The organism is Bacteroides sp. ET489 (assembly GCF_030518095.1).
Taxonomy (GTDB): Bacteria; Bacteroidota; Bacteroidia; order Bacteroidales; family Bacteroidaceae; genus Bacteroides; species Bacteroides ndongoniae.
Genome location: NZ_JAULLJ010000027.1, coordinates 1 through 13455, shown reverse-complemented (window position 1 = coordinate 13455; position 13455 = coordinate 1). Strand labels below are relative to the sequence as shown.

The following is a 13455-nucleotide window of genomic DNA, read 5'->3' as shown; positions in this document are numbered from 1 at the left end:
CATTAATTAACGCTAACCGAGTCCGTAGCAGCAGAGTCGGCATCATTAGCAGGTTCAACATGTTTTTGTGTAGCGCCCGTTGCTCCATCGGCCGTATTCTGGCCGGCATAAGCGGCATAGGCTGCATTTACTGCATTCAGAAAAGCACGTGAAGTAATGGTAGAAGCAGTAATGGCATCTACCTGACCGCCATCTTTGCTCACGGTCAGCGGAGTCTCTCCCGGGTTAAGTCCTACGATATCTCCCTTATTGCCCTTCTTAAACCAGTCGGCAGCTTTCGAGCCAAGTCCCGGAGTTTCGGCATGAGCCAACAGAGAATAATCGATGATCTTGCCTTCGGCATCAAATCCGACCAATACTTTCAGTTCACCGCCAAACCCCATAGACGTAGCCTCAACAGCTGCTCCAATATATTCTCCGCCTTTTGTAGCCGGATAAACAGCATATTGTACTCCGTTCACTTCCTGAATTTTCTTTTCCGCTATCGGGTCATTGTCAAATCCGGGAACAACGGCGCTGACAGCGTCGCTCAATGTTTTGGCATTGGCTTGCGCAATGGGTTCTTTTGTCAGTTCATTGACATAAGCCAACAATGCTACAGAAACGGCAGTCACACCAGTGAGCACCAGTAACATATTCTTTAAGGATGATTCTAACTTTTTCATTTCTTTTTCGCTACCTCCCCAAAGCGTTTAGGTTTAACATATGTATTGATCAAAGGAGTGAATGCATTCATGATAAGAATGGCAAACGACATACCCTCGGGATAAGCACCGAACAGACGGATAATGACCGTCAGCAGACCAATGCAAACACCATAGATCAACATTCCTCTATGATTCATCGGCGAAGTCACATAATCGGTAGCCATGAAAATAGCACCCAGCATCAGACCACCCGAAAGCAGGTGTACCAGACCAGACGCATACTTTTCAGGATCAACCCAGTGCATGATCGAGCTGAATACAAATACTGTCACAAGAATCGATACAGGAATATGCCAGGTAATGATTTTCTTCCACAGCATATAAGCCAGTCCGATGAGCAGTGCCAATGCGCTGACCTCACCGATACAGCCACTGTTGTTACCGATCAGCAGGTGGAAAGACTGCGGCAGGTCGCTCAACGACATTCCGGGAGCGCCGTTGATCACACCTTTCATAATAGCCAGCGGAGTGGCAGTTGTCGTAGCATCCGTATAAGCCATCAGTTGTCCTACTTCCGGCCAGCTGGTCATCTGCACCGGGAAAGAAAGCAGCAGGAATACACGTCCGGCCAAAGCAGGATTGAAAGGATTACATCCCAAACCGCCAAACGACATCTTGGCTACGCCAATGGCAAAAAGTGCACCAATGATGATGATCCACACAGGCAGGTTGGAAGGCAGGTTGAATGCCAGCAGCACACCGGTTATGATGGCCGAACCGTCTGTAATGGTTGTATGAGGGTTCTTCAGCAGATACTTGCCGATCACCCATTCGAAAAAGAGACAGGCCAGCACCGAAGTAGCAGTAACGATCAGTGCTCCCAGTCCGAAGAAATATAGCGACACCAGAAAAGCCGGGATCAGTGCCACAAGCACCCCGTACATATTCTTCTTCACGCTATCACCTCCATGCACATGGGGTGAAAGGGATACAATTAACTTATTCATAGATTTGTGCTAATTTATTTTTTTACTTGGCGTGCACGTATCATGGCACCGACCTTTGCCTTGCCCAGACGTATAAAGTCCAGCATAGGACGATTGGAAGGACAGGTAAACTGGCAGGAGCCACATTCTATACACGACATAATATCTTCTTTTTCCACTCTCTCGAAATCGCCATGAGCCGACACAGTTGCAAGCAAATAAGGTTCCAGACCCATCGGGCAGGCTCCTACGCACTTGGCACAACGGATACAGGGCTGAACACTGCCACGCTTGGCTTCCTTATCGTTCATGATAAGTATGCCCGAGCTTCCCTTGGCAGTAGGAACATCGGTATTTACCAGCGCCTTACCCATCATCGGTCCACCACCGATAATCTTACCGGTATCTTCCGGCAGTCCGCCGCAAGCGTCAATCAGCTGCTTCATCGGCGTACCGATACGAGCCAGGAAGTTAGACGGCTTGGCCAGCGACTTTCCGGTCACTGAAATCACACGCTCAAACAGCGGTTTGTTTTTCTGAACGGCCTGATATACCGCAAAGGCTGTACCTACATTCTGTACCACAGCTCCTGTAGAGATAGGCAGTGCACCGGCAGCCACCTGACGTTTGATGATGGCATCGATCAGCTGCTTTTCACCTCCCTGCGGATATTTCACCTTCAAAGGCACAACCTCGATACCAGCATACGAAGCGGCAACTTTCGTCATCAGCTGGATAGCATCAGGCTTGTTGTTCTCGATACCGATAAAGGCCTTGTTCACCTTTACTGCCTTCATCAGGATTGATACGCCTACCATAATTTCTTCAGCGTGCTCCAGCATCAGCTGATGGTCGGCGGTCAGATAAGGTTCACATTCTACAGCATTGATAATGACACATTCGGCTTTGAATGCAGGCGGCGGACACAGCTTGACCTGTGTAGGGAAGCAGGCACCTCCCATACCAACAATACCTGCATCAGCTATTTTCTTCACAATTTCTTCGGCAGACAGGTTGCACTCTTTCACCAAAGTTTCACTACGGTCGATGCTTTCCTCCCACTCGTCACCTTCCACGTCAATAAAGATAGCCGGTTTGGCATAACCGCTGGCATCGATAACCGTATCAATTTTAGCAACTTTTCCACTGACAGAAGAGTGGATGGCCGCAGAGACAAAACCTCCGGGCTCGGCTATTTTTGTTCCAACCTTCACCATGTCACCTTTTGCCACAATCGGCTTTGCCGGCGCACCAATATGCTGGCTCAACAAAATCACTGCTTTGGCAGGGATCTCTGCCTTGACAATCGGCTGATGTGCTGAAAGTTTATTTTCGTGTGGATGTACTCCACCAATTGAAAATGTCTTCAACATACGATCTTGTATTTTAATTCGTTTATTTCTCTAATCTTTATTTCTTTGCATCAGCGGCCACTTCAGCAGCCTTTACTTCAGCGGCTTTCGGAGCCTCGCCCTGTGCGGCTTCTTCCGTCTTAGGTTTACGCGGTGGGAAGTTCAGAGCCACGATAGCTCCCTGCGGACAGGCTTCTTCGCACTTGCGGCACGACTTACATTTGTTATAGTCGATATAAGCCAAGTTGTTTTCCAACGTAATGGCCTCGAACGGACATACCTTCACGCACTTTCCGCAACCGATGCAGGCAGCCGTACATGCCTTACGGGCCACAGCTCCCTTGTCCTTATTGACGCATTGTACGTAAACCCGACGCGATTTCTTACCCTGCGGACGGATTTCGATGATATTACGCGGACAAGCTTTCGCACAGGCACCGCATGCCGTACATTTGGCTTCGTCCACTTCGGGCAACCCTGTTTCAGGGTTCATGCGAATGGCACCGAACTGACACGCTGAGACACAGTCGCCACATCCCAGACAGCCATAGCTGCAACCCGTTTCGCCTCCATACAGAGAAGACATGATAGCACAACTTTTAGCACCGTCGTACTGATTGATTCGAGGACGGTTGGCACACGTACCGTTACATCTCACCACTGCCACCATCGGTTCGGATGCAGCAGCATCCAATCCCAGGATTTCAGCGACCTGAGTCATAACAGCCTGTCCACCTACAGGACACAATTTCCCTTCCAAAGAACCAGCCTTCACACATGCGTCGGCAAATCCGCTACAACCAGGGTACCCACATCCACCACAATTGGCCTGGGGCAGCACAGCAGCCACCTTGGCTATTCGTGGATCTTCATACACGGCAAACTTCTTGGAAGCCACATAGAGCACAATCGCCGAAACGAGCGCTATGACTCCCAAAGAGATCACTGCAATCAGAATTACATTCATAGATCTGTTGTTTATTAGTTATTTATTTTAAATTAGTTAATCATCGGTTTGATCGAAAAGGAAAATTTCTTGCTCATCCGCGACCTGTTCATCCATAAGACACCATAGTATAATGCCAGCAACAAGAACGACACAAGCGCCGAAGACAATTCTTCCTTCCAAATACTCATAAAGACAAAAAGAGAAATTACCAAAATCAGGAAAGGGAATATAAAAGCATAGAGTACGGCCAATGCACCCATCGACACTTCTCCGACTACACAGACCCGATCCCCTACCCGATAAGAAGACGTATCTGTCACCGTTACATCAATCAGCTTTTCCTTTACGTCGGCCGAAGTGCAATGTCCCTTTATACTGCAAGCCGCACAAGCAGAAGTCTGAACAATCCGCACCTGAAGATGCGAATTTGTTATGTTTTCCACAATACCTTGATGTTCTATAGTATTCGCCATTTTGCAAAGTGAGCATTACAAATCGCGGCAAATTTACTCATTATTTACGAACTGCAAGGGATTAAATAGTTTTTTTGTGTGCGATAACGTTCATTTTTTGCATTTGAATGGTATTTATACTCATTTTACAATAAGCAGAGCCGATGAAATGCTCAAAATCACCCGAAAAGCCATTTCCGGGATTCTGCGACAGGGGGAAAGAAAAAGGATGTTTTCCCCTCCGCATCGCATCCCGATACGGCAGAGAGAACATCCTTTTGTATTGAGAAGAGGGTGTGTCGAAATGAAGATACACTCTCTCCACTATCATTCTGACCAATCTTCAGCCTTTGCTTACCATGAATAGTTGATACCGAAGCTCAACAGTTCTTTTACCTGGAAATAGCTGTCACCCTCGGTCGGCAAACTACTGTCATCAAAACGGGCATGAATATAAAGCTTGGTCGACAGGTATCTGTTCAGCACAAAGTTGAATGTATTTTCCCATTCGATGCGCACCCACTCGTAACTCGTCAGGAAGTCAAGACGAGACTCCAGCGAAATCGAAGGTATGATCTGCCACGTCAAGGTCGGCTTAATCTGCGAACCGAAATTATGTTTCACCGATTTTCCTTCCTCCAGACCAAAGCTCACCTCATTCACCTCACTGTTGCCCACATAACGCATGGTCCACGTCAAAGGTGCCATGAACACAGACAGATTTATCTTACTCTTCACCAGCTTATAATCCATACCGACACTGGCCGACCAGTCAGCCGGTGCCAGGAAAGACGAAACCAACGGTTCTTCGTTGGCCTTATAGCCATGACAGAACTGGGTCTTGAATTCGGTCGATATAGTATAATACCACTTCGAAGCAGCCTGGATACCCAGCTTGCTGTAGATACGCAGCTGGTCGGTATTCACCAGAAAATCGTGAAACTTGTCCGAGGGTGCAGATGTAAAGCCCAGCTTGGCATCCAACAGACTTTCCCACTGGATCTTTTCACGGTCGTTGTAGTTGGCAAACATCTGCAGGTTGGCGAGCACCGAATTGGTACTTTCTCCACCCTTGTACCAGTTGTCCGAAATGTAGTTCTGCGTTATCTGCAACGAACCGTTTCCACCCGTTGTCCACCAGTTGGGTTTATGAATCACAACTCCTGCATCTTTCTTCACCGTCATTTTCTCCTGCGAGAACAGTTTGATGACAGACGGTTTGGACGATGCTTCCTTTTCGATGTCATCCTTGAACAGTCTTCCCTGGTTAATCACATCCTCCGTCCGTGTAACCTTCCGCGGGCAATGCACATAGGCCGACAGCAGTGTACGGTCTACCACCTCACCGATGCGGTCCAACGACGAAAAGCTCAGCGTATCGTACGGCAGCAGGTCGCGCGTCAGTTCGGGCACTGTATCTGGCTGCTGAAACTTCCACTCCAACGTAGAATAACGCTTCAGCGGACCATAAAAATACGTAAAGGGCACAAACATCCGGTAATAATACGGATTCCAGGCGATATAACGTTCCGAAGTAGCCGGATCGTTCAGATAGTTCAGTATCCCCAGATACTTTTCATACAGCACGGATACAGTATCTACCTTATAAAGTGAATCCACCTTATTCAATTTCAACATCAGATTTTCCTTTAAAATTCCAGATAAGGTATCGACCTTTGCAGTATCCTGTACACTGGTCTTTACCGTCTTCCCTTTATCGGGAAGAGCACTTGTGGAGTTCTGCGCCATCAGCACCGATGGGAAAAGCATGGTGGCTGCCATTATCCACATACAAAAACGTCTATTCTTCATAAAGCCCTGAATTTATGATTTGAGCGCAAAAATAACTTAATTTTATATAGGAAACAACCGACAATAAGTTAAAATCTGCTCTTTATGCTGCTGGCGGCTTTACTTTTCTGCGGAATGAAGCCAAGTGGCAACTTCTGTAAATCCTAAACTCTACAGGGATATTAAATCCGAAAATCAGGTAAAATAGTCGTCTCCAGCGGTTTTTCACAATTGTTTTTGCCAAACCTTATGAACTTCCTCATTTTTTTCATAATTTTGCGCTTTAAATTGAAAACAAATTAATTAAAAACAGTATAGCTGTGGGAGAAACAAAGTATATTTTCGTCACTGGTGGCGTTGCCTCTTCCTTAGGAAAAGGCATTATCTCATCCTCCATCGGTAAATTGCTGCAAGCAAGAGGTTACAAAGTTACAATCCAGAAATTCGACCCGTACATCAACATCGACCCGGGTACACTGAACCCTTACGAACACGGAGAGTGTTACGTAACTGTAGACGGTCACGAAGCCGACCTGGACTTAGGACACTATGAACGCTTTTTAGGTATCCAGACTACCAAAGCCAACAATATCACAACCGGGCGCATCTACAAAAGCGTTATCGACAAAGAACGTCGAGGCGATTATTTAGGAAAAACCATCCAGATAATCCCCCACATCACCGACGAAATCAAACGCAACGTCAAGCTGTTGGGCAATAAATACAAATTCGATTTCGTCATCACCGAAATCGGAGGTACCGTGGGCGATATCGAATCATTGCCCTACCTGGAAAGCATCCGTCAGCTGAAAAGAGAATTAGGTAAAGACGCCTTGTGCGTACACCTTACTTATGTTCCCTACCTGGCTGCTGCCGGCGAACTGAAGACCAAGCCGACCCAGCACTCGGTAAAAGAACTTCAAAGCGTTGGTATCCAGCCCGACATCCTCGTGCTGCGTACCGAACACGAACTGAATGCCAACCTCCGAAGAAAAGTGGCACAGTTCTGCAACGTTGACGAAGAAGCCGTTGTACAAAGCATCGACGCACCTACCATCTACGAAGTTCCTATCCTGATGCAGGCACAGAAGCTCGACGCAACCATTCTGAAGAAGATGAATCTGCCGGTGGGCGATACTCCGGGACTGGGTCCGTGGCGTGCTTTCCTGGAGCGCCGTCACAAAGCCGAGGCAACAGCTCCTCTGCACATAGCCCTGGTCGGAAAATATGACCTGCAGGACGCTTACAAGTCCATCCGCGAAGCCCTGTCACAAGCCGGTACCTACAACGACCGCAAAGTGGAAGTAGACTTCGTAAACAGCGAAAAGCTTACAGACGAAAATGTAGCCGAAGCTCTGAAGGGAAAGGCCGGTGTACTGATCGGACCGGGATTCGGAGAGCGTGGAATCCCCGGCAAGTTTGTAGCCATCAAGTACGCACGTACCCACGACATCCCCACTTTCGGTATCTGTCTGGGCATGCAGTGCATCGCCATCGAGTTTGCCCGTAACGTACTGGGATACGCCGACGCCAACTCACGCGAAATGGACGAAAAGACTCCCCACAATGTCATCGACATCATGGAAGAACAGAAGTCCATCACCAACATGGGAGGCACCATGCGTCTGGGTGCTTACGAATGCGTGCTGAAGAAAGGCAGCAAGGCATACGAAGCCTACGGCGAAGAGCACATTCAGGAGCGTCACCGTCACCGCTACGAATTCAACAACCAATATAAGGAAGAATACGAAGCAGCAGGCATGAAGTGTGTGGGCATCAACCCCGAGTCCGACCTGGTAGAAATTGTCGAAATACCTGCACTGAAGTGGTACATCGGCACCCAGTTCCACCCGGAATACAGCAGTACCGTGCTGAAACCGCACCCGCTGTTTGTTTCATTTGTGAAAGCCGCCATCGAAAACGAACGCGAACATGCTGCAAATGAAGATGCGAACGTAGAAAAATGACAACATCATTCATAGAAAAACTTTAAACATACTTTATTGACTACATGGACAAAAATACCATTACAGGTCTGGTTCTGATTGCCATATTACTGGTGGTCTTCAGCTTTCTGAGCCGCCCCAGTAAGGAAGAAATAGCAGCCCAGCAACGCTACTACGACTCCATCGCACAAGTACAACAACGCGAAGCCGATCTGAGAGCCAAAGCCGAAGCCGCACTGGCCAACGAGAAAGAAAAGCAGAGTCTGGACTCTACCAGCCTGTTCTTCAATGCCCGCAAAGGCACAGATACGCAGATTACCATCCAAAACGACGTAGCCCAGATTAGCGTCAGCACCAAAGGCGGACGCATTTCAGCAGCTACATTGAAAGATTGGAAGGAACAGGACAAGACAACTCCCGTCACCCTGTTCAGCGGTGAAGATGCTTCGATGAACTTCCTGTTCTACAACAAGAAGGAGACCATACAGACCGAAGACTATTACTTCACCCCCGTCAATCAGACGGATACAGCCGTAACCATGCGTCTGGCAGCCGATAGCGCAAGCTACATCGACTTCATCTACACCATGCATCCCGAAAGCTACCTGGTCGACTTCAAGATTCAGGCAGTGAACATGGACGGAAAGCTGGCATCAAGCAACAAGTCGGTCGACATCGAATGGTCGCAGCGTGCCCGCCAGATTGAAAAAGGCTATACGTACGAGAACCGCCTGGCCGAACTTACCTACAAAGTAACCGGCGAGAGCACCGACTACCTCTCTCCTTCGAAAAACGACGAGAAAGAGTTGTCCGAACCCCTCGACTGGATTGCTTTCAAGAACCAGTTCTTCTCTACCGTATTCCTTTCCGAATCGAGCTTCGAGAAGAGCAAGCTGACGTCGAAACTGGAAGCACAGGGCAGCGGTTACATCAAGGACTATGCAGCCGAAATGAGCACCGCGTTCGATCCTGCCGGCCAGACACCTACCCAGCTCTACTTCTACTTCGGTCCCAACCACTACAAGACCCTGACCGCCCTCGACAAAGGACGCGACGACAAGTGGGAACTGAACCGTCTGGTCTACCTGGGATGGCCTCTCATCCGCTGGATCAACAAATGGTTCACCATCAACATCTTCGACTGGTTGTCCAGCTGGGGTCTGAGCATGGGTCTCGTACTGCTGTTTATGACGCTCATCGTCAAAGCCGTCGTATTCCCTGCCACGTGGAAGACCTACATGTCATCGGCCAAGATGCGCGTACTGAAGCCGAAAATCGACGAAATCAACAAGAAATATCCCAAGCAGGAAGACGCGATGAAGAAGCAGCAGGAAATCATGGGACTCTATAGCCAGTACGGTGTCAGCCCGATGGGTGGCTGCTTGCCGATGCTCATCCAGTTCCCCATCCTGATGGCCTTGTTCCTCTTTGTGCCGAGTGCCATCGAGTTGCGTCAGCAAAGCTTCCTGTGGGCCGACGACCTTTCGACGTACGACGCGTTCATCAACTTCCCGTTCCACATACCGTTCCTGGGCAGCCACCTCAGTCTGTTCTGCCTGCTGATGACGGTTACGAACATCCTGAACACCAAGTACATGATGCAACAGCAGGACACTGGTGCCAATCCGCAGATGGCAGCCATGAAGTGGATGTCCTACCTGATGCCTATCATGTTCCTGTTCATCCTGAACGATTATCCTTCAGGCTTGAACTACTACTACTTCCTCTCCACCCTGATCAGTGTGGCAACCACCATCATCATGCGCAAGATGACCAATGAGGAAGCCCTGCTGGCACAGCTCGAAGCCAACAAGAAGGATCCCCGTAAAATGAAGAAATCGGGATTCGCCGCCCGTCTGGAAGCCATGCAGAAGCAACAGGAAGAACTGATGAGACAACGTCAGAACCAAGGTCGCAAATAAAATATCAGCCAACGGCTGCAAACCGGCAGATACCCTCTCCGCAACTTGCCAGCCCACGTGTCTGAGTGAATGACGCGGACAACATAGATTTTTATCCATCGCCCCTACGGGAAACGATGTATCATAAGAATTTGTGTATTCCGCGTCATTCTTATTCTAACCTATTCCAAAAACAATATGAAAACAACCTATCCTACCCACTACACCAACAAGCAAATCTGGCTCATAGCCTATCCCATCCTTATCAGCCTGATCATGGAACAGATGATCGGAATGACCGATACCGCCTTTCTGGGCCGTGTAGGCGAAATCGAACTTGGCGCTTCGGCCATCGCCGGCGTATTCTATACGGTCATCTTCATGGTAGCGTTCGGCTTCAGCATCGGCACCCAGATACTCATCGCCCGGCGCAACGGCGAAGCGAACTACAAAACCATCGGTTCGCTCCTCTACCAGGGCATCTATTTCCAGACCTTCCTGGCAGCCGTCCTGTTCCTGCTCTCCTACTGCTTCTCGCCCATCCTGCTGAAGCACATCATCGAATCGCCGCAAATCTACGAAGCAGCCAACAGCTACCTGCACTGGCGTGTGTTCGGTGCCTTCTTTTCTTTCAGCGCCATCATCTTCCGTGCCTTCTTTCTGGGCACCATGCAGACCAAGACCCTGACGCTGAACTCCATCGTCATGGTCCTGAGCAACATTGTCCTCAACTACATCCTCATCTTCGGCAAGCTGGGCTTCCCCGCGCTGGGCATTGCCGGCGCAGCCATCGGTTCGTCGCTGGCCGAGCTGATATCACTCGTCTTTTTCATCGTCTACACGCGCTACCGCATCGACTGCCCCAAGTACGGCCTCAACCGCATTCCCCGGTTGCAGCTGTCCGTATTGCGCCACATGCTCAACGTCTCTTTCTGGACCATGCTGCAGAACTTCCTGTCCCTGTCCACCTGGTTCCTGTTCTTCCTCTACATTGAGCATCTGGGCGAACGTCCGCTGGCCATTACCAACATCATACGCAGCGTCAGCGGCATCCTCTTCATGGTCATGATGGCCTTCGCATCGACCTGCGGTTCGCTCGTCAGCAACCTGATCGGCGCCGGCCACGCCTCCAGCGTGCACTCCACCATCCTCCAGCACATCCGTCTGGCCTATCTGCTGGTGCTGCCCCTGGCCTTGCTCTTCAGCCTTTTTCCCGAGCTGATACTGGGCATCTACACCGACATTCCCGAGCTGCGTCAGGCCTCCATACCTTCGCTGTGGGTCATGTGTTCCACCTACTTCTTCCTAATCCCCGCTAACGTCTATTTTCAGGCCGTTTCGGGCACAGGTAATACTCGCACTGCCCTCGGCCTCGAACTGTCCGTATTGGTCATCTATGTGGCCTATATCACGTTCATTATTCTCTACCTGCGCCTCGATGTTGCCCTATGCTGGACTTCCGAGATCGTCTACGCCACTTTCATCTTCCTTTTCTGCTCCTACTACCTGCACAAAGGAAACTGGATGCTGAAGAAGATTTAAAGGCAGCGATGAACCCCGCGAATCTTGCAATCTTGCAATCTTGCATCCTTCCTCACACGCACCCACGCTCACGCACGTACGCGCGCGTATATAAGGAGTGAAGAAGTTAAGGAGTTAAGAGGTTATAGAAGTTATGGAAGTTATAGAAGTTATCACTCCGCTTTGCTCTGTTAGAAGTGGAAGCCGATAGTCTTGCAAAAGGAGGAAATTGGCAGCAACAGGCCTATTTGCATATTAACACTTTATGTTTTCACCTGCCACCTCCCCCTCCGGGTACTCACCCCCTCTTAACTCCCCCGCTATCGGGCGGGAACAGCCTTCTGATCCTGAAAGGTTATCATGGGCAAGAAGAACTCAACTCCTCCATTATCGGGAGAGAACAACCTTCAGGAAGGAGGAGTGTTTCAAAAACCTTTGTTTGGGCATATCACCGAAAACTTCTTTCCTACTTCTAACTTCTGCAAAGCACCTGCCTCCCCTCCTTCGGGAAGGAGGGGTGCCCAATGGGTGGGGTGGTAGGCAACACTAAACCTTATAACACGCGCGCGCACGCATGCGCGTGGGTGCGTGTGAGGAAGGATGCAAGATTGCAAGATTGCAAGATTGCAAGATTCTACTTCCCCAGTTAGGAAAATATTTTTTCCCAGTTGGGAAAAAAAGATTGGGCAGTTAGGGAAAAATGGGAATAGTTTTGCGGCATGTCTGAACATAAATTTAAAACGACAAAATTATGTCAACAATCGGAACATTGAAGTACAGATATCACCAAGATTCCATAAAGTTCAAAAGGACACTCGGCTCCCACCGTTTTCGAGCGTCTTTCGCACAAAGAACATTGCCTTCTCAGGCTTGTTGAAATATTTGTCTATGATATATTTGTGATGTCCCCAAGGTACATACTCCAGCGGATACCCGTTCAGCATTTCCACTAATATCCGTTCAGTCCCCAGTTAGTATTCAGTACCGTTGGCCAAGTTAATACTTCTTTCTTAGATTTTCTCCTGATAGATTAAATTTAATGACCTTATACACGATTCTGTCCAGGCATACTTCCGCAATAAGCTCGCTTATTATCAGAAGGTCATGTGCATTCAGTTTTCGGAAGAAGTTTGTTTCCCGTCAAGTTTCAGGTTCTCGATGAGCATGTTCACCGTGAAGTACAGTACCTTCCGGTTGTTCCTGCATACCCTGCCACCAAGAGCACCAGAGCCTTCTGTGTCGGCGATGCAGGGTCACATGGAAAAACCACAAAGTGATAGTAGTTACCCATGTCCTTGGAAGATACTTTCCAAGGTGAGACTCTCCGGCCAGCTTGAGCTGGAGTACTTGTCTTATGAGACTTATTCCCTTTGTTGTTCCTGCTATGATTGTGGTGCTTTGTGGTAAAATAGTTTTATATGATTCAATAATTCTTTTCTCATTAAAGACTATTTAAAATCCATAAGATACAATTTAAGAGGAAATTCTTAACGGTAAGCTACCACTTTATGTCGAAAATCAATTCCATAAGGTACGATTAAAAGCTTTACCGTCACACCGTCATCCTCGTATGTATAAACGTTTCAATTCCATAAGGTACGATTAAAAGGAAACAAAATTAACCGAAAACAGTATTATTAATACCGTTTCAATTCCATAAGGTACGATTAAAAGTCGCTTATTCTCGATGTCGAAATAAGTTTGGAGATAGTTTCAATTCCATAAGGTACGATTAAAAGCCGGTCATCATTTCTTTTAAGTCCTTCATTGAACTTGTTTCAATTCCATAAGGTACGATTAAAAGTACGAAATTGTGGAAGGAAGTATATTCAATCGAGGTTTCAATTCCATAAGGTACGATTAAAAGACAAAAAAACCACACCATGTTAACCTATTTGCAGATACGTTTC

9 protein-coding genes and 1 CRISPR repeat array are annotated in these 13455 nt (G+C 48.2%); of the genes, 3 read left to right on the top strand and 6 right to left on the bottom strand.

What is annotated here, in order from left to right; all coding sequences use genetic code 11:
• Window positions 1–2: 2 nt before the first annotated feature.
• The 6 genes from Q3C19_RS13465 to Q3C19_RS13440 form a co-directional block, all read right to left on the bottom strand.
• On the bottom strand, window positions 3–665 hold the full coding sequence (locus tag Q3C19_RS13465) for an RnfABCDGE type electron transport complex subunit G (protein ID WP_277121407.1): 663 nt from the start codon (window positions 663–665) through the stop codon (window positions 3–5).
• Window positions 662–1654, bottom strand: coding sequence for an RnfABCDGE type electron transport complex subunit D (locus tag Q3C19_RS13460; RefSeq protein ID WP_022162947.1), 993 nt, complete (start codon window positions 1652–1654; stop codon window positions 662–664). The genes Q3C19_RS13465 and Q3C19_RS13460 overlap by 4 nt, the downstream gene beginning before the upstream one ends.
• A gap of 14 nt (window positions 1655–1668) precedes the next feature.
• Window positions 1669–3006, bottom strand: coding sequence for an electron transport complex subunit RsxC (gene rsxC / locus Q3C19_RS13455; protein WP_022162948.1), 1338 nt, complete (start codon window positions 3004–3006; stop codon window positions 1669–1671).
• A 37-nt stretch (window positions 3007–3043) separates the two neighbouring features.
• Complete coding sequence (locus Q3C19_RS13450) at window positions 3044–3952, bottom strand: Fe-S cluster domain-containing protein (protein WP_071149298.1); 909 nt, start codon at window positions 3950–3952, stop codon at window positions 3044–3046.
• A gap of 32 nt (window positions 3953–3984) precedes the next feature.
• On the bottom strand, window positions 3985–4407 hold the full coding sequence (locus Q3C19_RS13445) for a SoxR reducing system RseC family protein (RefSeq protein ID WP_302729944.1): 423 nt from the start codon (window positions 4405–4407) through the stop codon (window positions 3985–3987).
• Window positions 4408–4740: 333 nt separating this feature from the next.
• Window positions 4741–6198: a DUF3078 domain-containing protein gene (locus Q3C19_RS13440; RefSeq protein WP_071149295.1), complete on the bottom strand. Its 1458-nt coding sequence runs from the start codon at window positions 6196–6198 to the stop codon at window positions 4741–4743.
• Between the two features lie 299 nt (window positions 6199–6497).
• On the opposite strand from Q3C19_RS13440, the gene Q3C19_RS13435 reads away from it, so the two are divergent.
• From Q3C19_RS13435 to Q3C19_RS13425, 3 genes are all read left to right on the top strand, one after another.
• A complete protein-coding gene (locus tag Q3C19_RS13435; RefSeq protein ID WP_302729941.1) occupies window positions 6498–8144 on the top strand; it encodes a CTP synthase in 1647 nt (548 codons plus the stop codon).
• Between the two features lie 44 nt (window positions 8145–8188).
• Window positions 8189–10045, top strand: coding sequence for a membrane protein insertase YidC (gene yidC / locus Q3C19_RS13430; RefSeq protein ID WP_022163904.1), 1857 nt, complete (start codon window positions 8189–8191; stop codon window positions 10043–10045).
• 177 nt (window positions 10046–10222) lie between these two features.
• The gene (locus Q3C19_RS13425) at window positions 10223–11566 is read left to right on the top strand and encodes an MATE family efflux transporter (RefSeq protein WP_302729939.1); all 1344 of its coding nucleotides are present in this window, start codon (window positions 10223–10225) and stop codon (window positions 11564–11566) included.
• Between the two features lie 1494 nt (window positions 11567–13060).
• Window positions 13061–13412: direct repeats of the CRISPR family, unit length 29 nt; unit sequence GTTTCAATTCCATAAGGTACGATTAAAAG.
• Between the last annotated feature and the right edge of the window lie 43 nt (window positions 13413–13455).

Bases quoted from the DNA above. Each gene is read 5' to 3' on its own strand.
- Q3C19_RS13465 (WP_277121407.1), bottom strand. From the start codon at position 665: ATGAAAAAGTTAGAATCATCCTTAAAGAATATGTTACTGGTGCTCACT.
- Q3C19_RS13460 (WP_022162947.1), bottom strand. From the start codon at position 1,654: ATGAATAAGTTAATTGTATCCCTTTCACCCCATGTGCATGGAGGTGAT.
- rsxC (WP_022162948.1), bottom strand. From the start codon at position 3,006: ATGTTGAAGACATTTTCAATTGGTGGAGTACATCCACACGAAAATAAA.
- Q3C19_RS13450 (WP_071149298.1), bottom strand. From the start codon at position 3,952: ATGAATGTAATTCTGATTGCAGTGATCTCTTTGGGAGTCATAGCGCTC.
- Q3C19_RS13445 (WP_302729944.1), bottom strand. From the start codon at position 4,407: ATGGCGAATACTATAGAACATCAAGGTATTGTGGAAAACATAACAAAT.
- Q3C19_RS13440 (WP_071149295.1), bottom strand. From the start codon at position 6,198: ATGAAGAATAGACGTTTTTGTATGTGGATAATGGCAGCCACCATGCTT.
- yidC (WP_022163904.1), top strand. From the start codon at position 8,189: ATGGACAAAAATACCATTACAGGTCTGGTTCTGATTGCCATATTACTG.
- Q3C19_RS13425 (WP_302729939.1), top strand. From the start codon at position 10,223: ATGAAAACAACCTATCCTACCCACTACACCAACAAGCAAATCTGGCTC.